This window comes from Allosphingosinicella indica (assembly GCF_900177405.1).
Lineage (GTDB): Bacteria > Pseudomonadota > Alphaproteobacteria > Sphingomonadales > Sphingomonadaceae > Allosphingosinicella > Allosphingosinicella indica.
On the sequence record NZ_LT840185.1, the window covers coordinates 977208 to 1000532 of the forward strand.

General features: G+C 66.4%; 25 protein-coding genes. 16 read left to right on the plus strand and 9 right to left on the minus strand.

Annotated elements, in window-relative coordinates:
* Positions 1-17: 17 nt before the first annotated feature.
* Positions 18-350 carry a hypothetical protein gene (locus B9N75_RS04800; protein WP_085217766.1) on the minus strand — a complete coding sequence of 111 codons (333 nt, stop codon included), beginning with the start codon at positions 348-350 and terminating at the stop codon, positions 18-20.
* Positions 351-457: 107 nt separating this feature from the next.
* On the opposite strand from B9N75_RS04800, the gene B9N75_RS04805 reads away from it, so the two are divergent.
* Positions 458-940, plus strand: a complete 483-nt coding sequence (locus B9N75_RS04805; protein WP_085217767.1) for a hypothetical protein — start codon at positions 458-460, stop codon at positions 938-940.
* Positions 941-957: 17 nt separating this feature from the next.
* Here the strand turns inward: B9N75_RS04805 and B9N75_RS04810 are convergent, their stop codons facing one another.
* Positions 958-2403 carry a sugar transferase gene (locus B9N75_RS04810; RefSeq protein ID WP_197685136.1) on the minus strand — a complete coding sequence of 482 codons (1446 nt, stop codon included), beginning with the start codon at positions 2401-2403 and terminating at the stop codon, positions 958-960.
* Between B9N75_RS04810 and B9N75_RS04815 the strand changes: the two genes are divergently transcribed.
* From B9N75_RS04815 to B9N75_RS04825, 3 genes are all read left to right on the plus strand, one after another.
* Positions 2384-3385: an NAD-dependent epimerase/dehydratase family protein gene (locus B9N75_RS04815; protein ID WP_244552429.1), complete on the plus strand. Its 1002-nt coding sequence runs from the start codon at positions 2384-2386 to the stop codon at positions 3383-3385. The genes B9N75_RS04810 and B9N75_RS04815 overlap by 20 nt on opposite strands.
* A gap of 218 nt (positions 3386-3603) precedes the next feature.
* Complete coding sequence (locus tag B9N75_RS04820) at positions 3604-3828, plus strand: hypothetical protein (protein WP_157123699.1); 225 nt, start codon at positions 3604-3606, stop codon at positions 3826-3828.
* Between the two features lie 77 nt (positions 3829-3905).
* Complete coding sequence (locus B9N75_RS04825; protein ID WP_172840818.1) at positions 3906-4826, plus strand: M48 family metalloprotease; 921 nt, start codon at positions 3906-3908, stop codon at positions 4824-4826.
* 1 nt (position 4827) lies between these two features.
* On the opposite strand, the gene B9N75_RS04830 is transcribed toward B9N75_RS04825, so the two are convergent.
* On the minus strand, positions 4828-5874 hold the full coding sequence (locus B9N75_RS04830) for a mannose-1-phosphate guanylyltransferase (protein ID WP_172840819.1): 1047 nt from the start codon (positions 5872-5874) through the stop codon (positions 4828-4830).
* Positions 5871-6671: a tryptophan 2,3-dioxygenase gene (locus B9N75_RS04835; protein ID WP_244552430.1), complete on the minus strand. Its 801-nt coding sequence runs from the start codon at positions 6669-6671 to the stop codon at positions 5871-5873. Before B9N75_RS04835 ends, B9N75_RS04830 begins: the two co-directional genes overlap by 4 nt.
* An 82-nt stretch (positions 6672-6753) precedes the next feature.
* Here B9N75_RS04835 and B9N75_RS04840 point away from each other — a divergent pair, with 82 nt between their 5' ends.
* Positions 6754-7587, plus strand: a complete 834-nt coding sequence (locus tag B9N75_RS04840; RefSeq protein ID WP_085217773.1) for a class I mannose-6-phosphate isomerase — start codon at positions 6754-6756, stop codon at positions 7585-7587.
* Here B9N75_RS04840 and B9N75_RS04845 read toward each other — a convergent pair.
* Entirely contained in the window at positions 7584-9671 is a 2088-nt protein-coding gene (locus tag B9N75_RS04845; protein WP_085217774.1) for a RelA/SpoT family protein, read from the minus strand. The two genes, B9N75_RS04840 and B9N75_RS04845, sit on opposite strands and share 4 nt — an antisense overlap.
* Before the next feature lie 106 nt (positions 9672-9777).
* Between B9N75_RS04845 and B9N75_RS04850 the strand changes: the two genes are divergently transcribed.
* Complete coding sequence (locus tag B9N75_RS04850) at positions 9778-10266, plus strand: winged helix-turn-helix transcriptional regulator (RefSeq protein ID WP_085217775.1); 489 nt, start codon at positions 9778-9780, stop codon at positions 10264-10266.
* A 38-nt stretch (positions 10267-10304) separates the two neighbouring features.
* On the opposite strand, the gene rpoZ is transcribed toward B9N75_RS04850, so the two are convergent.
* Entirely contained in the window at positions 10305-10646 is a 342-nt protein-coding gene (gene rpoZ / locus B9N75_RS04855) for a DNA-directed RNA polymerase subunit omega (protein ID WP_085217776.1), read from the minus strand.
* 224 nt (positions 10647-10870) lie between these two features.
* On the opposite strand from rpoZ, the gene yajC reads away from it, so the two are divergent.
* From yajC to B9N75_RS04875, 4 genes are read left to right on the plus strand one after another with little or no spacing between them, the layout of a single operon-like run.
* Positions 10871-11203, plus strand: coding sequence for a preprotein translocase subunit YajC (yajC, locus tag B9N75_RS04860; RefSeq protein ID WP_085217777.1), 333 nt, complete (start codon positions 10871-10873; stop codon positions 11201-11203).
* The gene (gene secD / locus B9N75_RS04865) at positions 11203-12801 is read left to right on the plus strand and encodes a protein translocase subunit SecD (RefSeq protein ID WP_085217778.1); all 1599 of its coding nucleotides are present in this window, start codon (positions 11203-11205) and stop codon (positions 12799-12801) included. The genes yajC and secD overlap by 1 nt, the downstream gene beginning before the upstream one ends.
* A 10-nt stretch (positions 12802-12811) precedes the next feature.
* Entirely contained in the window at positions 12812-13774 is a 963-nt protein-coding gene (secF, locus tag B9N75_RS04870; protein ID WP_085217779.1) for a protein translocase subunit SecF, read from the plus strand.
* Entirely contained in the window at positions 13771-14151 is a 381-nt protein-coding gene (locus B9N75_RS04875; RefSeq protein WP_085217780.1) for an Mth938-like domain-containing protein, read from the plus strand. Before secF ends, B9N75_RS04875 begins: the two co-directional genes overlap by 4 nt.
* Here the strand turns inward: B9N75_RS04875 and B9N75_RS04880 are convergent.
* The gene (locus B9N75_RS04880; protein WP_085217781.1) at positions 14102-15304 is read right to left on the minus strand and encodes a glycosyltransferase; all 1203 of its coding nucleotides are present in this window, start codon (positions 15302-15304) and stop codon (positions 14102-14104) included. The genes B9N75_RS04875 and B9N75_RS04880 overlap by 50 nt on opposite strands.
* Before the next feature lie 128 nt (positions 15305-15432).
* Here B9N75_RS04880 and B9N75_RS04885 point away from each other — a divergent pair, with 128 nt between their 5' ends.
* The 6 genes from B9N75_RS04885 to ligA are packed head-to-tail and all read left to right on the plus strand — an operon-like array spanning position 15433 to position 21467.
* Positions 15433-16251: an outer membrane protein assembly factor BamD gene (locus B9N75_RS04885; protein WP_085217782.1), complete on the plus strand. Its 819-nt coding sequence runs from the start codon at positions 15433-15435 to the stop codon at positions 16249-16251.
* An 18-nt stretch (positions 16252-16269) separates the two neighbouring features.
* Positions 16270-17931, plus strand: a complete 1662-nt coding sequence (gene recN, locus B9N75_RS04890) for a DNA repair protein RecN (RefSeq protein ID WP_085217783.1) — start codon at positions 16270-16272, stop codon at positions 17929-17931.
* A complete protein-coding gene (locus tag B9N75_RS04895; protein WP_085217784.1) occupies positions 17928-18617 on the plus strand; it encodes a dienelactone hydrolase family protein in 690 nt (229 codons plus the stop codon). The genes recN and B9N75_RS04895 overlap by 4 nt, the downstream gene beginning before the upstream one ends.
* Positions 18614-19006 carry a putative quinol monooxygenase gene (locus B9N75_RS04900; protein WP_085217785.1) on the plus strand — a complete coding sequence of 131 codons (393 nt, stop codon included), beginning with the start codon at positions 18614-18616 and terminating at the stop codon, positions 19004-19006. Before B9N75_RS04895 ends, B9N75_RS04900 begins: the two co-directional genes overlap by 4 nt.
* A 23-nt stretch (positions 19007-19029) precedes the next feature.
* Complete coding sequence (locus B9N75_RS04905) at positions 19030-19338, plus strand: hypothetical protein (RefSeq protein WP_085217786.1); 309 nt, start codon at positions 19030-19032, stop codon at positions 19336-19338.
* On the plus strand, positions 19335-21467 hold the full coding sequence (gene ligA / locus B9N75_RS04910) for an NAD-dependent DNA ligase LigA (protein ID WP_085217787.1): 2133 nt from the start codon (positions 19335-19337) through the stop codon (positions 21465-21467). The genes B9N75_RS04905 and ligA overlap by 4 nt, the downstream gene beginning before the upstream one ends.
* 147 nt (positions 21468-21614) lie before the next feature.
* On the opposite strand, the gene B9N75_RS04915 is transcribed toward ligA, so the two are convergent.
* Positions 21615-22532: a 50S ribosomal protein L11 methyltransferase gene (locus tag B9N75_RS04915; RefSeq protein ID WP_085217788.1), complete on the minus strand. Its 918-nt coding sequence runs from the start codon at positions 22530-22532 to the stop codon at positions 21615-21617.
* Positions 22533-22571: 39 nt separating this feature from the next.
* Positions 22572-23279 carry an SDR family NAD(P)-dependent oxidoreductase gene (locus B9N75_RS04920; RefSeq protein WP_085217789.1) on the minus strand — a complete coding sequence of 236 codons (708 nt, stop codon included), beginning with the start codon at positions 23277-23279 and terminating at the stop codon, positions 22572-22574.
* Positions 23280-23325 lie beyond the last annotated feature (46 nt).

Genomic DNA, 23325 nt, shown 5'->3' on the forward strand with positions numbered 1-23325 from the left:
CCCAATAGCTGCGACCGTCACTGGCGTGAGGATCTGCGGCCGCTCCATACACGCGGAGCAAAGCGCGCCAGAAGCAGCAACACTGTTGGCAATGCCATCGTTACCGTCACGTCCTTGATCGATTCAGCATATTGCACATCGATCTCGGGCCAAGTCTCGTAGTTGAGATCATACCATTCGTTGAGCAGCGCTCCCACTAAAACCGCCAGCCATGGCCAGAACTTGGCAAGGCTCTGGCCGGGAACGCTGGCCACCAGAATCTGCGCGCCGACGCCCAGCAATACGTGCAGCGCGTCGCGGCTAAGACCGGAGAACTGAATGAGGATCACCTTGATGTCGAACCATTCCATGCCTAGATTGTGCCTTTCCCGATCGAGCCGACAGAGCCGCAGCCTGCTTAAGTGCACAGTACCGATTCACGGTTGACGCGCCGTTCAAGTTGCGGCCTATCTGAGCCATGGAGACGTGGGTAACCGGCAAGGCGCTGGTCGCCGAATGGGCGGGCCTCGATCGCGACGGCCTCCACATCCTGCTTGGCTTGCTCGCATTTCTCGTCGCGGCCATCGCCCTGCGCAGACCCTTGTCCAATCCGCTGCCTTGGGTCGCAGTCTTGATCCTCTGCATCGCCGACGAAATGGTTAGTGCCTGGCTGGACGGAACGTTCGGCTTCGGCATCGTCAACACTTCGGGTCGGGACGTCGGGCTGGCGGTTGCGGCGCCAACGCTAATTTTGCTGCTCGGTCGGCTCGTCCCGTCTCGGGCCGGAGCTAGGGGCGGCACGTCGATCCGCATATTGCTGCCCGTTCCACCCGCCAACAGACGACGGGATGCGGATGTGATCGACGCAGAGTTCACAGAGATTCCCGCGATAGAAGGGGACGCCAACGATCTGACGCGGCTCCGCCCAATGCCGGCGGTCAAGGTCGCCGCCCGATTCTAGCAAGGCAAATCCGGGGGTCAGCGCGCGCCGAATCCGCTCAGCACGGTCCGGATCGTGGCGGCGACGATCAACACGTCGAGCCATATCCCGAAATTCTTGATGTAGAAAAAGTCGTAGTGGAGCTTCCAGAGCACTTCGTCGACTTCTGCGACGTGGCCCTGCTTGACCTGCGCCCAGCCGGTAATGCCGGGACGAACGATGTGGCGGTAGCGATAGAAGGGCAATTCGGCCTCATACCACAAGGACAGAGGCGCGGCCTCGGGCCGCGGCCCGATCCAGCTCATCTCGCCGCGCAGGATATTCACGATCTGTGGGAGTTCGTCGATTCGATATTGGCGAAGGACACGACCGATGCGCGTAATGCGATCATCATCGTTGCGCGTGATTGCGGCGGACCGCGCATCGCCGTCGGAGTCCTCGGCCACGCGCATGGTCCGAAACTTGTACATGCTGAACGTTTCGCCCCGGTACCCCATCCGCTGCTGGCGGAAAATTATCGGCCCCCGCGAATCGAATCGGATGAGCAACGCGACGACCGCCAGAAGAGGAAGAAGCAGAGGTGCCAACACGAGAACGCTCAGGAAATCGGTGAGCCGTTTGACTTTCGCGTAGAGAATGCCGGGGATCAGAGACCCGAAATTATTCTCCGACAGATGCTCGATAGCCACGCGACCAGTCAGCGATTCCTCGATCTGCTTGACGTGCATGACCATCACGCCGTCGAGCGCGCGGTCGGTAAGATAGCGCTCCCATTCATCGGGGATGTCGGCCCGTAAGTCCGCCACGATCGCGTCGATCGCCGGCGCAGGCCGGGCGAGATTGTCGAGGACGACCCACCGCACATGGCCGATCTTGCGCAGGCTATCGACCGCGCCGAAGGGGAGCACGCCCAGCGTGAGCACGCGCCTGCGCTGCAATGTGAAATGGGCAGCAAAGAACCAGAACACCGAAATCGCGTAACTGGCGAGGAAATGCAGTCGGCTATAATCGATCCGCAGAAAGAAGAAGACCGCCAGGATGATGCCGAAAGTCGCGGTGAACGAGGGAAGAATATAATAGGAAGCACGCGTTCCCGGATATTGCCCCAGTTTGCGGAAGGCATAGTAACCCATGACAACGGCGAGCGCCGTGCCGATCAGGGAATATTCGAGACTGTCGCGCGAGCCGTCGGCAGAAAATTGATATCGGACGGCAAACGGCAGGATGACCGCCAGCACCAGCCCGATTCCCAGCAGGAAGCGCGAGCGGTTCCAGACGGCATTACGCGCGGCACCGAAACGACTTGTTGGCAGGTTCAAGAGTAGCGAACTCACAGGCTGATCACGACGGCCATCGGCGCGGCGCCATACGGACATCCGCTCACGAAGTCCAATCGGCAGGCTTGCGCCGCAGTCGGGCCGCTTGCTACCGAACCTCGACTTCAGCCGGGTAACGGAGACTCCCTTGTCGATAACTTTGGTCACCGGCGCCGCCGGTTTTATCGGATATCACGTCGCGCGGCGTCTGCTCGAGCGGGGTGAGGCGGTGATCGGGCTCGACAATCTCAATGACTATTACGATCCCAGCCTGAAGGCCGCGCGCCTGAAGGACCTCTCCGATAATTCCAACAATGCGTTCAGCTTCATAGAAGCCGATTTCGGCGATGCCGAGCGCCTGGAGCGCGCATTGGACGGCCGCGAGTTCGGCGCAGTCGTCCATCTCGGCGCGCAGGCCGGCGTACGCTATTCGATAGAAAACCCGCGCGCCTATGCGCACTCGAATCTTGTCGGGCACCTCAACATGCTCGAGGTCGCGCGCCACCGCGGTCTGCGGCACATGGTCTACGCCTCCTCGTCGTCGGTTTATGGCGGTAATGACACCTTGCCATTCCGCGTCGAAGACCGCGTCGATCACCCGCTCTCGCTTTATGCGGCCACCAAGAAGGCCGACGAGTTGATGAGCGAAACCTACGCGAATCTCTATCGGCTTCCGCAGACCGGTTTGCGGTTTTTCACGGTCTATGGGCCTTGGGGGCGGCCGGACATGGCGATGTGGCTCTTTACCGACGCCATTCTGGCGGGCCGCCCGATCGAGGTGTTCGGCGAAGGCGACATGCGGCGGGATTTCACCTATATCGACGATATCGTCACAGGTGTCGTAGCCGCGCTGGACAATGCACCGCTCGACGATGGATCTCCAAAAGCGGGCGGGAGCGTGGCGCCGCACCGGCTCTACAATATAGGCAACAGCCGCAGTGAAGATCTCGGCCGCATGATCGGCCTTATCGAGCACGCCTGCGGTCGCAAGGCCGAACGCGTCCTGTTGCCGATGCAGCCAGGCGACGTTCGTGATACCTTTGCTGACGTCAGCGCCATCCATCGCGACCTCGGCTACGAACCGACCACCGTGATTGATGACGGCATACCGCGATTCGTCGAGTGGTTCCGCCGTTACCATCGTATTTGACTGCGAAGCCTTGCCACGGCCGCTCTGAGCGGTCGCGTCTTTCAGCCGATCTCCGCAAAGGCTGCGTTGCCGCCATGCAACCATCGCCGCGCGTCTTTAACTTGACGTCAACTCTCGCTCTGCCAAAGGCGCCATTCAGGGTGGACAACCACCATCGCCTCCGATACACGAGCGGCGAAGCACCTAAGTAAAAGTGCCTGTAAAAGGGAGACGTTCACGTGTTGAAGAAGGGTCTTGTGGCTGCAACGGCAGCGCTTGGTTTGATGGCCGCTCCGGCCATTGCGGCTGATCGGTCGGCCTCGGTTCTTCCGGAACTGGAGACGGTTGAAGGCAGCCAGCTCGGCGGCGGCAACGTGCTCGTCGTGATCCTGGCCCTTGCGGCTGTGATTGGCGGCATCCTCGTGATTGCCGATGGCAGCGACGATCTGCCGACGAGCCCGTAAGCGGACGCTCAATCAGTTTTTGGGACGGCCGGCTGGACGATGGTCCCGCCGGCCGTTCTGTTTTGGGCAGAGGATCCGTGAGACACGCGATAGCGGCGGCGCTGATCGGCGTAGCATTGCCGACAGCCGCCGTGGCGTCCGATGCCGATGCCCAGCTGCGGCAAGACAACGCTTTTCAGCAAGCGGAAGCGCGGCTCGCGGCCGTCTCCTTCCGGCTCGCCACCCGTGCAGCCAATCTGTGCAGTCGTAAAAGCCCGTCGATCGGTATTTTTCTTCGCCAGTTGTCCGATTTCTCACTGTCGGATCGAGCCGAAGCGATCCGTCTGTATGGCCTCGATCGCGGCGTGGGCGTCTCCGCCGTGGCGCCGGCTAGCCCAGCCGCCGTCTCGGGAATTGAGCCGGGCGACGTCATCGTCGCGGTGAACGACGCGCCTTTGCCCGACACCACGCAAATCGATCGAACCGCCGCCAGCAGCAAGCTGAGGAGCTTTTTCCAATCGGCGATGCAGTATCGGCCGATACTCTTGCGCAGGCTGCGGGCCGGAACCGAGAGTGACGCTTTCGCTACACCGGTAGTGGGATGCGCCCTCGACGCCCGGCTCGCGATGTCAAAACAGCTGAACGCCTTCGCCAGCGAAGGTCAGGTCGTCATACCGGTCCGATTCGCGCTCTTCACGGCGTCCGACGACGAGTTGGCGGTCGCAGTCGCGCATGAATATGCGCACATCGAACTCGGCCATCACGCCGCCGACCCGAAGCGCGACGGCGAATATCGCACGATCAGAGGCAAAGCCGTCGAGGAAGCTGCCGACAGGCTCGGCCTCCGAATGGCGCATGCGGCAGGCTATGATATCAGCGCGGCGATCGGCCTGTGGCGCCGCTTTTACGGCGCCAAGGGACCCGTCCCGGCCTTCCTTACACGCCACCCCGGCCTTGCCCGTCGCGAAGCCATCGTTCGGGAGGTCATGGCCGAACTCGGCGCGCCGAACGCGCCCTAGTTCATGGCTCTCGGCGGTTTTCGGCAGCAGCGGCTAGCACGGTCTTCAAGGCATCTGCGCGCCCCTTCGCCGTCACGAGGAACCGGCCGCCGTGAGCGACGATCACCAAATCCTGCAACCCTATCGCCACGACCTCCGGGCCGTCGGAAAGAATGAGGCAACTCGTACAGTCGTCCGCGGTTACGGGCCCACTCGCATTGCCAGATCTATAATCGGCGACAGCATCCCAGCTCCCAAGATCGGTCCAGGCCATATCGACGGGCACGACTGCGACGTCACCTGCCTTTTCCATCACCGCCCGATCGAACGAGATCGCGCGAACCACATCGAGCGGCGCGCCGTCGGGACGCATTACGGCCGCGCCCGCATCCGATAGCGAATTCCGCGCCGCCGCGATCACGTCGGCCGCGTTCGCCTCGAAAGCGGACGCGAAATCTGCCGCGCGCGCGAAAAAAATTCCCGCATTCCAAAGATGTTGGCCTGCTGCGAGGAGGTTTTCGGCACGCGCTAAATCGGGCTTTTCCACGAAGCCGCGCGCTCCATGCACACCGGGCGCGATCACGTCTCCCGCTGCGATATAGCCATAACCCGTCGCCGGATATTCGGGCGTTATACCGAAAATCACGATGCGCCCGTTTGCCAAACCGGTAAGCGCGTTCCGTATCGCTGAGAGAAAGGCGCCCCGATTACCGATAGCGTGATCGCTGGGCATCACGAGCAACACATCGTCCGGATGGCTCGCGACCACTGCGAGGGCGATCGCTGCGGCACTGTCGCGTGCTACCGGTTCCAGAATCAAGCGATAGCTGTCGGCCCCAGGATCGCCGAGTTGCTCGGCGACCAGTGTGGACTGGCTGATCCCGGCAACGATCAAAGGCGGCGAAAACAGGCCGCGATCGGACACTCGCGCGACCGTTTGCTGGAGGAGCGACGTTTCGCCCGCCAAAGCGTGGAACTGCTTCGGTTTTTCCGCTGTCGATAAGGGCCACAAGCGTGTCCCGCCGCCGCCGCACAGAATAACGGGAACGACGCGCCCCAGTCCGCTCACAGCCGCGTTCTCAGCGTCCAAAGCTCCGGAAACGCGCGCTTGCCCAGGGTCGATTGCAGATAGGGTACGCCCGGCGTGCCGCCCGTGCCCGTCTTGAAGCCGATGATCCGCTCTACGGTAATGACGTGCTTGTGGCGCCAGGTGGCGAAGGAATCGTCGATGTCGACGAGTTTTTCGGCGAGCTGGTAGAGCGGCCACCAGCGCTCGGTGTCGCGATAGACCTCGGCCCACGCGGCCTCCACCGCCTCACTCGGCCGATACGGCTCACGCCAGTCGCGCTCCAGCGCTTCGGCGGGCATCGGCAGGCCCATCCGCGCCGCGGCGGCATTGGCATCGTCCCAGAGGCTCGGCGAGGCTAGGGCATCTTCCAGCGCTTCTCGTTCCGCGGTGCCATCATTCTGATAATTGAGGTGGCCCGCCGCCTTCAGGCCGAGCCGGAACTCCATTTCGCGGAACTGCGCCGACTGGAAGCCCGAGCTGCCGCCCAGCACCCCGCGAAACATCGAATAATCCGCCGGAGTCAGCGTCGAGAGGACTTCCCAGCTCAGTGTCATCACCGCCTGGATCCGCGACACCCGCGACAGGCATTTGTGCACCGGCACCAGAGCATCCGCGCGGACCAGCCGCTGCGACAGCGCGATCTCATGCAGGATCTGCTTGAGCCACAGCTCCTTAGTCTGGTGGATGATGACAAAGAGTAATTCGTCGTGATGGTCGGAAATCGGATGCTGGGCCGTGAGCAATTGATCCAGCGTCAGATAACCGCCGTAGGTCATGTCTTCCGGTACATTCGCCATGCCGATCGCCTAGCACGCGCCGCGCGGACGGCAAACGGGCTGCACACGCTTTGGAAACCCGCGCCGCCTATGTAAGCTCGCCATGGCCACTGCGAGGAAAGCCTTGTCCGCCACCGCGCGCCAGTTGCAGCCGCGCGCCACGGAGCGTGTTTGGGGGTGCAGTACGCTGCCGGCGCCCTTTGCAGCGCTCGCCGCGAGCGATCGTCCGACGGGTGAAATCTGGTTCGATCCGCCGCCGGGCGCGTTGCTCGTCAAGCATCTGTTCGCTGCCGAGAAGCTCTCTGTCCAGGTGCATCCCGGCGACGCCTATGCGCAGGCGCTGGGCCATGCCGGAGGCAAGGACGAAGCCTGGATCATCACCAACGCGGAACCCGGCGCAGCGATCGGCCTCGGCCTGCGGCGGCCGCTGGACGCGGAGGCATTGCGCAACGCGGCGCTCGACGGATCGATCGAGCAGGAAATCGACTGGCAACCGGTGCAGCGCGGCGATGTCATCTGCGTGCCGGCGGGCACGATCCACGCCATTGGCCCCGGCGTCTCGCTGATCGAGATGCAGCAGCCGAACGACATCACCTACCGGCTCTACGATTACGGCCGTGGCCGGGATCTGCACTTGGAGGATGCGCTGGCCGTGGCGCGGCGCGAGCCGTTCCGCAACGCTTGTCCTCCGCGGCCCTCCGGTCCCGGACGCACCGTCTTTTCCGGATTGGCCTTCACTCTCGAGCGGCTCGAAGGGGCGCAGACGCTCCACGTCGGCGGCCATTCGCGCCCGCCGCTGACATTAGCCGTGGTTGCGGGGGCAGGACGTCTCGACGGCGTAGCCATCGGCGCCGGCGAAGTGTGGTCGATCGACGCACCCGCGCATCTGAGGCTGGACTCCGGCGCCGACGCGATCCTCGCTTATTATCCCGCCTAGAGCCGCTCCGCCGTCGAAACCATTTCGGAGGCCCTCAGCGCCGCGATGATGCGCATCAGGTGCTGGACGTCGTGCACCTCGATGTCGAGCCGGAAGGTGTGGAAGCTCGAATCGCGGCCGGTCTGGTCGAGCTTGACGATATTGGCGCCGTGGGTGCCAAGGATGCCGGTGATCGCCGCCAGCGAGCCCGGCTGGTTGCGGATGACGACGTTGATCCGCGCGCTGCCGCCGTCGGTTTTGTCGCCCCAGGCGAGATCGACCCAGTCGGCGTCGACGCCATTGGCCAGCGTCTCGCAATCGATGGTGTGGACCTCGATCCCCTCGCCCTCGCGGCGCAGACCCACGATCCGGTCGCCTGGGATCGGGTGGCAGCATTCGGCGAGCTGGAAGGCGACGCCCGGCGTCAGGCCCTTGATCGAAATGGCGGTGCGCTGCGGCGGCGGCTTCACGCCCTTCTTCCCTGCGGAGCCGGGTATCAGCGCCTCCATCACCGCAACGTCGCTGACCCGCTTCAGCGCGATCGACTCCATCAGCGCTTCGTCATCGGGGAGGTGCAGCCGCTTCAACGCTTCCGCCATCGCTTCCCAGCCGAGCGGTGCGGGGAGGCGCTGGACGATCTCGTCGAAGATCTTGCGGCCGAGCGCGACCGTCTCCTCACGCTCCTTCGATTTGACGAAGCGGCGTACCTTGGCGCGCGCCTTGCCGGTCACGACGAAGCTCAGCCACGCCGGCTGCGGGTGCTGCGCCTTGGAGACTAGGATTTCGACCTGGTCGCCATTCTCGAGCGGCGTCCGAAGCGGCATCACCCGGCCGTTGACCTTGGCGCCCACCGTCTGGTCGCCGAGATCGGTGTGGACGGCATAGGCGAAATCGACCGGCGTCGCGCCCTTGGGAAGCTGGATGAGCTCGCCCTTGGGGGTGAAGGCGAAGATGCGGTCCTGGTACATCGCCATGCGCGTATGTTCGAGCAGCTCCTCGGCACTGCCCGCATGGTCGAGGATCTCGACAAGGTCGCTGATCCACGGATGCTGCGTGGTCGCGGCTTCCTTGCCTTCCTTATACGCCCAGTGCGCGGCGAGCCCGTGCTCGGCCTGCGCGTGCATCTCCTCGGTACGGATCTGGATCTCGATCCGCATATTCTCGTCGTGGATCACCGTCGTGTGGAGCGACTGATAGCCATTGCGCTTGGGGGTCGAGATGAAGTCCTTGAACCGCCCCGGCACCACCGGCCAGCGCTGGTGGATGAGGCCCAATGTCCGGTAGCAATCCTCGACGCTGCCGACGATCGCGCGGAACGCCATCACGTCGGACAATTGCTCGAAGCTGACGTGCCGCTCGGCCATCTTGCGCCAGATCGAATAGGGATGCTTCTCGCGCCCCTGCACCTGCGCGTCGACGCCGTTCGCCTCCAAATGCGCCTTGAGGCCGCGGCCGATCCGCTCGATCAGGTCGCCCTCGCCGCGGTGGAGCTGCTCGAGCCGCTTGGAGATCGATTCGTAGGCGTCCGGCTCCAGCTCGCGGAACGCCAGCGTCTGCATCTCGGTCATGAACTCGTACATGCCGATCCGCTCGGCGAGCGGCGCATAGATATCCATCGTCTCCTTGGCGATGCGGCGCCGCTTCTCCGGATTGGCGATGAAATGCAGCGTGCGCATGTTGTGCAGCCGGTCGGCGAGCTTGACCAGCAGCACGCGGATGTCGCCCGACATGGCGAGCAGGAACTTCCTGAGGTTCTCCGCCGCGCGCTGGCTCTCGCTCTGCGCCTCGATCTTGCTGAGCTTGGTAACGCCGTCGACCAGCCGCGCGACATTGGCGCCGAAGCTCTTCTCGATCTCCTCGGGCGTCGCCAGCGTGTCCTCGATCGTGTCGTGGAGGATCGCGGTGACGATCGTCTCGTCGTCGAGGTGCAGGTCGGTGAGGATGCCCGCGACCTCGATCGGATGACTGTAATAGGGATCACCTGAGGCGCGCTTCTGGCTGCCGTGCGCCTTCATCGAGAAGACGTAGGCGCGGTTGATCAGCGCCTCGTCCGCATCGGGATCGTAGGACCGGACCTTCTCGACGAGTTCATACTGGCGCAGCACCTCCCCAACATGGGGTGGAGCGCCGCCCGGTTGCAATGCAAAATGCATCCCGAATGCCAGAATCGCGGCCGATGTATTTTTCCTGCAAAATGCGTAGACTGCGCCGATGATCGATCTCGAGCGCCACAAGTGCCTGCTGACCGAATGTTCGCTGCCCGCCGCGCTGCAGGTGGTGGGCGAGCGCTGGTCGTTTCTGATCCTGCGCGCGGCGTTCAACGGCCTCCATCATTTTGAGGAGTTCCAGTCGACGCTGGGGATCGCGCGCAACATCCTTTCCAACCGTCTCGCCCGGCTGGTCGAGAACGAAATCCTCCAGCGCGAACCCGACCCCGCCGACCGGCGCAAGGTCACCTACCGCCTCACCCAGAAGGGCCGCGAGCTGCTGCCGGTGCTGATTTCGCTCCGCCAATGGGGCGAGCGCTGGGTGTCGGGCATCCCGAGCAACCCGGTGCTGGTCGATCGCCAGAGCCTTCGCCCGGTCGCGGCGATGGGCGTTCATGCCGAAGACGGGCGGCCGCTGTCGTTGCAGGAGCTAGCCTGGGTCGATCGCGACGAGATCGCCCGCGCCCGGCCGGAAAAAGAAAGGGCGGCCTGAGCCGCCCTATTCTCCAACATCTGCGACCTTAGAATCGCTTACTCGTAGTCCCCGCCGACATTGCTCGTCCGCGGCGGCGCGGCGGCGGTGAGGCGCAGCGCCTCGGCCGATTGCGCCAGCGAGCCGACCGCATCGACTTCGTCGTCCTCGTCGATCTGGACGCGCTGCAAATTGCCGACCAGCGCCTCTTCGAGATGCTTGGGCTTCACCGTCTGCTCGGCGATCTCGCGCAGCGCCACGACCGGATTCTTGTCGCGGTCGCGATCGATGGTGAGGTCCGCGCCGCCCGAAATCTGCCGTGCGCGCTGCGAGGCGAGCAGGACGAGGTCGAAACGGTTGGGGATCTTGTCGACGCAATCTTCGACGGTGACGCGCGCCATGAAGCAGCTCCGCTGGAAATGGGTGTCCGCAGCTATACGGGAAGCGCCGGTATCTAGGCATCGGCGCCCGCTCTGTCAACGATTCGGCCCTCGGCGCGCCCTGGCGGAACGTCGCGTCGCTTCGTCGCCACCACGCTTCGCCTTGCCTTGGGGGCAAGCCGCGTGATAGTCGCGCGCCCTTTCAAGGGTGGGCCTCTTCAGCGCCCCGATCATCAGGTAATAGCATGTTCTCATCACCAGCCTATGCCGCGGCCGGATCCGAGCCCGCAGGAGCCGCCGGCTTCATGATCTCGGTCTTTCCGCTGCTCCTCGTCTTCGTCATCTTCTATTTCCTGCTCATCCGACCGCAGCAGCGGCGCATGAAGCAGCATCAGGCGATGGTGCAGGCGGTGAAGAAGAACGACGTGGCGGTCACCGCCGGCGGCGTCATCGGCAAGGTCACCAAGGTCGACGAGCATGAGATCGAGATGGAGATCGCTCAGGGCGTCCGCGTCAAGGTGGTGAAGGGCACGCTGAGCGAGGTCCGTCCCCACGGCGCGAAGCCGGCGAACGACTGATGCTGGACTTCCCGCGCTGGAAGATTTGGATGGTCTCGCTGACCTTGCTGGTCGGCGTGCTCTTCTCGATTCCGAGCTTCTTGCCGCAGCGGGTGGTCGATCGCTTCCCCGCCTGGCTCCCGCATTCGCAGATCGCGCTCGGCCTGGATCTCGCCGGCGGCAGCCATTTGCTGCTGGAAGGCACGACCGGCGACATCGCCAAGCAGCGCTTGGAGACGATGGAAGAATCGATCCGCACCCAGATGCGGCGCGAGAGCCCCCGCATCGAGATCGGCGAGATTTCCACGACCGGCGGGCGCTTGAGCTTCCTGGTGCGCGATCCGGCGCAGACCGATGCGGCGCGCGAAGTCGCCTACAATCTCACCCAGCCCGTCGGCATCGCCGGCCAGCGCGACTGGAACGTCAACGTCATCGACACCAGCCGCATCGTCATGGAGCCGACCCAGGCCGGCATCGCCGACGCGCTCGACAAGGCGATGGATACGGCCCGCGAGGTCGTTTACAACCGCGTCGATCCGGAAGGAACGCGCGAAGTCACGATCGTCCGCCAGGGCGGCAATCGCATCCTCGTCCAGGTGCCGGGGCTCGAAGATCCGGAAAGCCTGAAGCAGCTCCTCGGCAAGACCGCGCGGCTGGAATTCAAGCTCGTCGATCTCAACGCCGATCCCACGCAGGTCGCGCAGGGCCGCGCGCCGGTGGGCAGCCAGGTACTGCCCTACCCCGAAGGACAGGGCGGCCGCATCGCCGTCCAGCGCCGCGCGATGGTGACCGGCGATCAGCTCATCGACGCCAGCCAGCAGTTCGATCCGCAGACCAACCAGCCGACCGTCTCGATCCGCTTCGACGGCGCCGGCGGCCGCCGCTTCGCCAACGTTACCCAGCAGAATGTCGGCAAGCCGTTCGCGATCATCCTCGACGGTGTGGTCATCTCCGCGCCGAACATCAACGAGCCGATCCTCGGCGGCCAGGCGCAGATCTCGGGTAATTTCACCGTCGAGACCGCCAACAACCTCGCGGTGCAGCTCCGCTCGGGCAAGCTGCCCGTCGAGCTGAAGGTGGTTGAGGAACGCACCGTCGGCCCCGATCTTGGCGCCGATTCGATCCGCGCCGGCGTGATCGCTTCGATCATCGCGACCGTTGCTGTGATCATCTTCATGCTGATCACCTATGGCCGGTTCGGCGTCTATGCGAACCTCGCGCTCGTCATCAACGTGTTCGTCATCGTCGGCGTGATGGCCTTTTTCCATGCGACGCTGACGCTGCCCGGCATCGCCGGCTTCGTGCTGACGATCGGCGCTGCGGTGGACGCCAACGTGCTGATCAACGAGCGCATCCGCGAGGAGCGAAGACGCGGCCGCAGCGTCATGCAGTCGGTGGAATTGGGCTATAAGGAAGCCAGCCGCACCATCTTCGACGCCAACGTCACCAATGCGATCGCCGCGGTGATCATGATCATCCTCGGCTCCGGCCCGGTGAAGGGCTTCGCGACCGTGCTGCTCATCGGCATCATCACCTCGGTCTTCACGGCGGTGACCTTCACCCGGATGCTGGTGATCATCTGGCTGCGCCGGAACCGCCCGTCCGAGATCCATATCTAAGGCCCGATCCATGCGTTTGCTGAAGCTCGTCCCGGACAACACCAATATCGGCTTCGTGAAGCTGCGCTGGTGGGCGTTCGCCTTCACCGCGGTGTTGACGCTCGCCTCGCTCGCGCTGGTCGTGACGCGCGGGCTCAACCTCGGCGTCGATTTCGTCGGCGGCCTGATGGTCGAGGCGCAGTTCGAGCAGCCGCCTTCGCTCGACCGGCTGCGCACTCAGATCAATCGGATGAACGTGGGCGAGGCATCGCTGCAGCAATTCGGCAGCCCGCGCACCGTCTCGATCCGCCTGCCGCTTCCGGAGAACGCCGACGAGGGCGCGACCAACGCGATCGTCTCGAAGGTGCAGAGCGGGCTACGCGCCGAATATCCCAGCGTCACCTTCCCACGCTACGACACCGTGTCGGGGAAGGTCTCGGGCGAGCTGGTCCAGAACGGCATCCTCGCGGTGATCCTCGCGATTCTCGGCATCGCCGTCTATTCCTGGTTCCGGTTCGAATGGCAGTTCGGCGTCTCGACCGCGGTCGCTATCGTCCACGACGTGATCGTCACCTTCGGCTTCTTCGCGTTGACGCAGATGGAGTTCGATCTCAACATCGTCGCCGCGGTGCTCACCATCATCGGCTATTCGATCAACGACAAGATCGTGATCGACGACCGCATCCGCGAAAACTTACGAAAATTCCGCAAGATGGAGATACGATCGCTGATCGATCTCTCGGTCAACGAGACCTTGCCGCGCACCGTGATGACGTCGGTCACGCTGATCCTCGCGCTCGGCTCGCTGCTGATCTGGGGTGGCGACGTGCTGCGCGGTTTCTCCGCCGCCATGCTGCTCGGCATCGTCGTCGGCACCTATTCGTCGATCTACGTCTCATCGTCGCTGCTCATCTCGCTGGGCATCAGCTCGACGAGCTTCCTGCCCAAGAATCCCGCGACCGGGGGCGAGCGGGTCACCAGCCGCGACGCATGACCGCGCGGCTCGACCGCGCCGAGGATGCGGCCGGTCCGCTCGTTCGCGCGATCGGCCCTGACGGCTTTCTGATCGGTGAAGAGCGATTCGCCGCGGTGCTGCTGACGCCAAACGGCGCGACGCTCTGGTCGCCGCCGCCACTCGCCGAACTGGCCGAAGCCGACATCGCGCCGCTGCTGGCGCTCGATCCGCCGCCCGAGCTGATCCTGCTCGGCGCCGGCGCTGCTACCGCTTTTCCGCCGCGCAGCTTCGTCGCCGCGCTCGAAGCGCGCGGGATCGGGGTGGAGGCGATGGACAGCCGCGCCGCCGCGCGGACATGGGCGCTGCTCAGGAACGAGGGACGCTCGATCGCGGCAGCGCTGATGCCGATCGGCTGACCGCCTCGAGATGCGCGCGAAGCTCGTACGCGTTTCGATCCCACGAAAAGCGCTCCGCCGCCGCGCGCACGCCTGCCTGATCAGGCGGATCGGCCAGGATCGCCCGCACCGCCTCGGTCAGCGCATCGGCATCGAGGCTCGTCAATCGCCCCGCCGCCAGTCTGTCGATCGCTTCGCGCGCGCCGGGAATGTCGCCCGCCACCACCGGCGTGCCGCAGGCCAGCGCCTCGACCCAAACATTTGCGAGCCCTTCCGAACGGGACGGCAGCAGCATCACGTCGGCAGCGGCAAGCAGCACGGGCAATTCCTCATGCGGCAGCCGGCCCAAGAAGCGCGCGCGATCCGCGACGCCCAGCATCGCCGCCTTCGATTCAAGCATCGCGCGATCCGGCCCGTCGCCGATCAGCAGCAACGTCGCATCGGGGATGCGTGTCAGCACCTCCAGCGCCGCGATCTGGTTCTTGCGCGGGATGAGCGCGCCGGCTGTGGCGATCAGCGGTCCCGCGACGCCAAGCGCCGCCTTCGCCGTATCGCGATCGACCGGCCCGAAAGCTTCGAGGTCGATGCCAGTGTAATGGATCCGGATGCGCTCAGCCGGCATGCCGAGCGCGATCATGTCGGCCTTCAGCCCCTCGCTCACCGCGAGCAGCCCGTCCGCGGCATCGGCTGCCTGTCGTACCGCGCCTGCGGTTGCGGGCCGGCGCCCCCAAAGGTGGATGTCGGCGCCACGCGCCTTGACCGAGAAGGGCACGCCGAGAGTCTCCGACAGCAGCATCGCCGTCGGCCCGTCGGGCCAGAAGAACTCCGCGTCGATCACGTCGAATGGAAATTCACGCCGCATATCGCGCAGCAGCGGCAGCAGCGCGCGCGCCAGCGCCGCGGGTTTCGCCGCATCGCCGATCAGCGGCCAGACCCGGAAGCGCGGACGGTGTACTTGGAGCCCCTTCCACATCTCCCGCTCCGGCAGCGCGGCGAGCGGCGCGTAATGCGGATGGCGCGACAGCGGCCAGGGCGGTAGCCCGATGGGCGCGACGACGCGCACCTGTGTTTCGGGCAGAGCCGCGAGGCCGATCGTCTGCCGCTCCACGAACACCCCCAGCACGGGCTGGGCGGCATTGGGGAACAGGGTCGCAAGGGTGAGCACGCGGAGCATCGCAAGCCTGCCCCTACCACGCCCGCCTTTGCGCGGCGTTAAACCGGGGTTCAGGCGGCGGGACGGCTTATCGCGGCACCCGTTACGTCCCGCTTGGCTGCAACCCAAGCCTTCGCTAAGAACCCGCCATGCTGCACAGCCTTCTCCGACCGGTTGCGGTCCTTTCGATCGCCCTCGCCCTTGCCGGTTGCGCGCGCAACCGCTCCGACAAGGGTGGCGACACGCAATATGTCGCCCGCGACGTCTCGACGCTCTACAGCGCCGGACGCGACCGCATGGACCGCCGCCAGTATCGCCTCGCCGCCGGCCTCTTCGACGAGGTCGAGCGTCAGCACCCCTATTCGGTGTGGGCACGGCGTGCGCAGTTGATGGGCGCTTTCAGCTATTATCTCGCCAAGGATCACACCAAGTCGATCGATTCGGCGCGCCGCTTCCTCGCCATCCACCCCGGCAACAAGGACGCGCCCTACGCGCTCTATCTGATCGCCATCAATTATTACGAGCAGATCGAGGACGTGAACCGCGATCAGAGCATCTCGAAGCAGGCGCTCGATTCGCTGGGCGAGCTCAACCGCCGCTATCCCGACACGCGCTACGCCGCCGACGCGCGGATCAAGATCGATCTGGTCCGCGATCACCTCGCCGGCAAGGAGATGGAGGTCGGCCGCTTCTATCAGCGCCGCGGCCAGTGGCTGGCTTCGATCAGCCGCTTCCGCATGGTGATCGACGAATATCAGACGACCACCCACACGCCCGAAGCGCTGATGCGGCTCACCGAAAGCTATCTGGCGCTCGGTATTCCGGAAGAGGCGCGCAAGTCCGCTGCCGTTCTCGGCGCCAATTATCCGGGCACCAAATGGTATCAGCGCGCCTATGATCTGGTGCAGCGCAACCCGGCGCCGTCGGCCCCCGCCGCCGCGGAAACGCCCGCGCCGGTCACCTCCTGATCGGTTGAGCGGCCAGTCGTGCTGACCGGCCTCTCGATCCGCGACGTCGTCCTTATCGAGACGCTGGACCTCGAGTTCGGCGAGGGGCTCGGCGTGCTGACCGGGGAGACGGGCGCCGGCAAGTCGATCCTGCTCGATGCATTGGGCCTCGCGCTAGGCGTTCGCGCCGACAGCGGCCTCGTCCGCGCCGGCCAGCCGCAGGCGGTCGTCACCACCTCATTCGATCTTCCCGCCGATCATCCGGCACGCGCGCTGATTGCCGAAAACGGCCTCGACGGCGAACCCGGCGAGCCGCTCGTCATCCGCCGCATCGTCAAGGCGGACGGCGGCAGCCGCGCGCTGGTCAACGATCAGGCCGCATCCGCGACCCTACTGCGCGAATTGGGCGGGCTGCTCGTCGAAATCCACGGCCAGCAGGACGATCGCGGTCTGCTCAACCCGCGCGGCCACCGCGCGCTGCTCGACGCCTACGGCCGGATCGACACTGCCCCGGCCGAAGCCGCGCACCGCGCCTGGGCGGCGGCGGAAGCGCGTCTCGCCGCAGCGCGCGAATCGCTCGAGACCGCCGCGCGCGACCGCGAATGGCTGGAGCACACGGTCGCCGAGCTGCGCGCCGCCGCCCCCGAGGAAGACGAGGAGGAGACGCTCGCCGCGATGCGCGCCGACATGCAGAAGGGCGCGCGCCTCGCCGACGACATTGCCGCCGCCCGCGCGCATCTCGAAGGCTCCGAAGGCGCGCTTGCCGAGCTCCGCCAGACCGCGCGGCGGCTCGACCGCATCGCGCCCGAGCATCCCAAGCTCGCCGAAGCGCTCGCTGCGGTCGATCGCGCGGTGATCGAGGCGGCGGAGGCGGAGGACCGGCTGGCCGAAGCCTCCGATGCGATGGCCTATGATCCCGATCGGCTGGAGGCGGCGGAGACGCGCCTCTTCCTGCTCCGCGATCTCGCCCGCAAGCACCGCACCGATCCGGACCGGCTCGCGGCGCTGACCGAAGACCTCGGCGCCCAGCTCGACGCGATCGGCGCGGGCGAGGCCGGTTTGCATGACCTCGAAAGCGCGGTCACTGCGGCGCGCGCCCAATATGAGTCCGCCGCCGCCGCCCTCACCAGTGCGCGTGCCAACGCTGCCGGACGCCTCGACGCCGCCGTTGCCGCGGAGCTCAAGCCGCTGAAGCTAGACGCCGCGCAGTTCCGCACCGCTCTCGCACCGCTCGCCGAAGCGCAATGGGGTCCGCACGGACGCGACCGGGTGGAGTTCGAGATTTCGACCAACCCCGGCGCCCCGTTCGGCCCGCTCGCCCGCATCGCCAGCGGCGGCGAGATGAGCCGCTTCGTCCTCGCGCTCAAGGTCGCGCTCGCCGAGCGCGGCGCCGCACGCACCATCGTCTTCGACGAGATCGACCGCGGCGTCGGCGGCGCGGTGGCGAGCGCGATCGGCGAGCGGCTGCACCGGCTGGCGGGCGGCGCGCAGGTGCTGGTCGTCACCCACAGCCCGCAGGTTGCGGCGCGCGGCCAGAGCCATCTGCTCATCGAGAAGAGCCACGACGGCATCGTCACCCGCACGGGCGTCCACCGCCTTGACGCCGATCGCCGCCGCGAGGAAATCGCGCGCATGCTGTCCGGCGCCGAAGTCACCGACGAGGCCCGCGCGCAGGCCAACCGGCTGCTGGAGGCGGCATGAGGCCGGTCGCTTACGATCTCGCCGGAACCGCGTGCGAGGGGCTGGTCTCGGACGCCGAGGGCGCGCGGATCGGCGTGATCGTCTTTCCGACGGTCGCCGGCGTTTCCGACCATGAGCGCGACGCCGCGGCGCGGCTGAACGCGATGGGCCACACCGCCTTCGTCGCCGATCTCTACGGCACCGATACGCGCGATCTGCCGCGCGAGGCCAAGTTCGGACTGATGAACGGCCTAAAGGCGGATCGCGCTGCACTTCGCGAGACGCTGCTCGCCGTGCGGGACGTGGCAACTGCGCAGCCCGAATTCGCCGGCCTCCGCCTCGCTGCGGCCGGTTTCTGCTTCGGCGGGCTCTGCGCGCTCGATCTGGCGCGGAGCGGCGCCGACCTCGTCGCCGCGGCGAGCTTCCATGGCCTGCTCACCCCCAGCGGCATCGCCAACCCGCCGATCGCCGCGCGCATCGCAGCCTTCCACGGTTGGGACGACCCGCTCGCGAGGCCGGACGATGTCGCCGCCTTCGGCCGCGAGATGGACGCCGCCGGCGCCGACTGGCAGCTCCACGCCTATGGCGGCACCGTCCACGCCTTCACCAACCCGCAGGCCAACGACAAGCCGGGCGGCATGGCCTATAATGCCGCAGCGACGCGGCGCGCTTGGGGCTCGCTGCAATCGCTGCTGGAGGAAACATGACGACGACACGGCGCCAGGTGATGGCGGTCGGCGCCGGTGCGGCGCTGCTCGCGGCTGCTCCAGCTTGGGCTGCGGACGTGGCCAACGGGAGCAGATACGGGCTGATCGGCCAGATGCTTGCCAAGCCCGGCGAGCGGGACGCGCTCGCTGCGATCCTGCTGGAAGGCACGGCGGCGATGCCCGGCTGCCTCTCCTATGTCGTCGCGCTGGATACTAAGAACCCCGATGCGCTGTGGATCACCGAAGTCTGGGACAGCAAGGACAGCCACGCCGCCTCGCTCAAGCTCCCCGCAGTGCAGGCCGCGATCGCCAAGGCACGGTCGATCATCACCGGCTTCGGCCACCGCTTCGAGACGACCCCGCTCGGCGGCGCGGGGCTGGCGCGCTGACGTGCCTCACCGCAGTTGATGCCATGACCTCTCCGCTCGGGCGCACCTTTTGCATCCTCGCCGGCGTCCTCTATCTGCTGACGGCGCCGCTGCTCGCTTTCTTCGCGATGATGACGCCGATGGCCTGCGCCTCGGGCCGCTGCGTCGAGGCCTATGTGACGGCGATGATGCTCTGGACGGCCGCCGCCGCGCTCGCCTCGCTGACGATCGGCATCCTGGCCATCGTGCGCCGCCGTAGCGCTGGCCGCGGATTCACCGTGCTGCTGATCGGCTTTCCGTTCGTCTTCTGGGCTGTCTATTGGGCGCTCGCCGACGCCGCGGGGGTGTCGTGACCGAAGCCGAAGCCGCCGACCGGCTCGCCGCGCTCGCGGCTGAGATCGCGCATCACAACCGCCTATATCACGATCAGGACGCGCCGGAGATTTCGGACGCGGATTATGACGCGCTGATCCGCGAGAATGCCGTGCTCGAAGCGCGTTTCCCCCATCTCGTCCGCGCCGACAGTCCGTCGAAGAGTGTCGGAGCCGCGCCGACCGGCCCGCTCGCTAAGGTCGCCCACGCCGCGCCGATGCTGAGCCTGGAAAATGCATTCTCCGACGAGGAAGTCGCCGAATTCGTCGCCCGCATCCGCCGCTTCCTGAAGCTTGGCGACGACGAGGACGTGGCGCTCACCGCGGAGCCCAAGATCGACGGCCTCTCCTGCTCGCTTCGCTACGAGAAGGGCATCCTCGTCCAGGCCGCCACCCGCGGCGACGGCCAGGTCGGCGAGGATGTCACGCCGAACGTCCGGACCATCGCCGACATTCCCCAAACTCTCCCCAAGGGCGCGCCCGACGTCTTCGAGGTCCGCGGCGAAGTCTATATGGCGAAGGCGGATTTCGCCGCGCTCAACGCCCGGCTGCTCGCCGAGGCCGAGGCGGCGGGGGATGCCGGCAAGGCGCGCCAGTTCGCCAATCCGCGCAACGCCGCCGCCGGATCGCTCCGGCAGAAGGATGCGGAGGTGACGCGCTCCCGTCCCTTGCGCTTCCTCGCGCACGGCTGGGGCGAGGTGTCGGCGCTCCCCGGCGAGACGCAGACCGAAGTGATGCGGGCCATCGCCGCCTGGGGCCTTCCGCTCTCCAGCGATTTCGTCCGCGTCACCGATATGGACGCGCTCATCGCGCATTATCGCGCGATCGAGGCGAAGCGCGCCGACCTGCCGTTCGACATCGACGGCGTCGTCTACAAGGTCGACCGGCTCGACTGGCAGCAGCGGCTGGGCTTCGTCAGCCGCGCACCCCGCTGGGCGCTGGCCCACAAATTCCCCGCAGAAAAGGCCGAGACGACACTGACCGCGATCGACATCCAGGTCGGTCGCACCGGCAAGCTCACCCCCGTCGCGCGGCTGGAGCCGGTCAACGTCGGCGGCGTCACCGTGGTCAACGCGACGCTCCACAATGCCGACGAGATCGCCCGGCTCGGCGTCCGCCCGGGAGACCGCGTTCGCATCCAGCGCGCCGGCGACGTCATCCCGCAGGTGCTCGAGAATCTGACCCCGGACGCCAGGCGTACGCCCTACGTCTTCCCCGACCATTGCCCGGTCTGCGGCAGCGAAGCGGTCGCCGAGGCGGGCGAGGTCGATGTGCGCTGCACCGGCGGCCTGATCTGCAATGCGCAAAAGTTCGAACGCCTGCGCCACTTCGTCAGCCGCGGGGCGCTCGACATAGAAGGGCTGGGCGAAAAGAGCATCGCGGAATTTCTGGGCCTCGGCTGGCTCGACAAGGGGCCGGCGGACATCTTTCGCCTGAAGAAGCATCGCGACCGGCTGCTAGAGCGCGAGGGGTGGAAGGAAGCGTCGGTCGACAAGCTCTTGGCCGCGATCGAGGCGAAACGGGCGCCCGACGCGGCGCGGCTCCTGTTCGGGCTGGGCATCCGCCATATCGGGGCGGTGACCGCGCGCGACCTGCTGAAAGGGTTGGGCGACATCGCACGCCTGCCGGCCAAGGCGGCGGAGCTGCGCGCCTGGAAGCAGGAAAACCCTCGAGCGGAGGGAGAATCGGCTGGAAAGTATGCCGCGCGCGAACTCGACGCGATCAAGGCTATCCTGGAGGTTCGCGCCGACGGTATCGGGCCCGCCGTGGCCGGGGCGCTCGGCGACTTCTTCCACGAACCGCACAATCGCGCGCTGTGGGACGACCTGCTGGCCGAAGTGACGCCGCCGCCCTATGTCGTCGACACGCGCGAGTCCGAAGTCACCGGCAAGACCCTGGTCTTCACCGGCACCCTCGAAACCATGTCGCGCGACGAGGCGAAGGCGCAGGCGGAAGCGCTTGGCGCCAAGGTCTCCGGCTCGGTCTCGGCGAGAACCGATCTGGTGATCGCCGGCCCCGGCGCGGGCTCCAAGCTCAAGAAGGCGGGCGACCTCGGCATCCGCGTGATCGACGAGGCGCAGTGGGCGGAAATCGTGAAGGCGAGCGCCTGAATTTCGCATTGAATTGGATCGCTCATCCTGAGGAGGGACTGAGCGAAGTCGAAGGCCCGTCTCGAAGGACCGTCGTGCGTCCTTCGAGATGCCGGTTCGACAAGCTCACCGGCTCCTCAGGATGAGCGATGAAGGTTTGTTGGAAGCCTATCGCCAACCCGTCGATTTGCGTTTGCGCATCACCAGCGTCGGCCAGTCGCCGCGGTCTATGCGGGTGGCGAGCGCCATGCCGTGGCGGCGGTAGGCGGCGGCAACCGCGTCCGCCTGGGTGTCGAGCAGCCCGGCGAGGATCAGCCGACCGCCCGGCGCGATGCCGCCTGCGACGCTCGCCGCCAACTCGATCAGCGGCCCGGCGAGGATGTTGGCGACGAGGAGATCATAGGGCCCGCGCGCTTTCAGCCGTGCGTGGTCCATGCCCGTCGCGACGATCAGCTCGGCCTGCCCCCGCGCGCGGCCCAGCGGTAAGTTGTTGATCGCGGCATTCTCCGCCGCGACCTCGATCGCCACCGGATCGATGTCCGACGCCGCGACCCGCGCGGCCGGCCACAGCCTCATCGCCGCGAAGGCAAGGAGGCCGGTGCCGGTGCCGAGATCGAGGATGTCAGAAAAAGAAAGCCCGCGCGCACGCATCGCATCGAGCGCCATCAGGCAGCCGGTGGTCGTCTCGTGTTGGCCGGTGCCGAACGCGCGGCCCGCGTCGATCTCAAGTGCGACCGCATCGGCCGGCACCGCATCGCGATGCGCAGGCGTGTGCACGAAGAAGCGGCCGGCGCGGATCGGCTCCAGCCCCTGCTGGCTGAGCGTCACCCAGTCCGCCTCGTCGAGCTCCTCGACCGCCGGCGCCGCGCCCGCAGCGCTCGGCACCAGATCGCGGAGCAGCGCGAGATCGCCTGCGCCGGGCTCGGCCTCGAAATAGGCGTCCATCCGCCACTCCTCGGGCCGCGCGGGATCAGGCTCGCTGGTCATCAGCACCGGCGGATCGTCGAGCGAAGCCAGCGCGGCGATGTCCCCCGCCAGCGCTTCGGCTTCCGCCTTGGTGCAGGGAAGGCTGACCTTCCAGCTCATCGCAGCACCTTTCCCGCGAGCGGGAGAGGGGGATAGGCGTCAGCGCACATAGCTAGCGCCGTTGACGTCGATTACCGCGCCGGTCGCGCTCGGCGGGGCGTCGGTGGCGAGCCAGCGCACCGTCTCGGCGACTTCCTCGGACGATGCGACGCGCCCGAGCGGGATGTCGGCAAGCAGTTTGTCACCGCCGCGGCTTTCCAGATAGTCCTCGGCCATGCCCGTCATCGTGAACCCCGGGCAGACCGCGAAGGCGAGAATGCCTTCGCTCGCATAGCCCCGCGCGATGCTCTTGGTCATGCCGACCATGCCCGCCTTGGACGCGGCATAATGCCAGTGCGCCGGGCTGTCGCCGCGATAGGCGGCGCGGCTCGCGACGTTGACGATCCGGCCGCCTTCGCCACGCTCGCGGAAATGCAGCACCGCGAGGCGGCAGAGCTCGGCCGAGGCGGTGAGGTTGACCTGCATCGTCCGCTCCCAACCCGCCACCCACGCATCGTCGCGCTGATCGATCGGGTTCGCCTCGAAGATACCGGCATTGTTGACGAGGACGTCGATCCGCCCGCCAAGCACGCCCATCGCTTCCCACCACAAGGCGCGGGCGCCTTCGGGGCTGGCGAGATCGGCGGCGATCCGTCCCTCTCCCCCCGCGCTCGAATGGCCGACGACATTGTGCGCCGCGAGCGCCTTGCCGATCGCCGCGCCGATGCCGCGGCTGCTGCCGGTGACGAGGATGTTGCGCTTTTCCATGGCGGCGCGATAGCCGCTGGCGCGCGGCCCCGCAAATCGGCGCGGC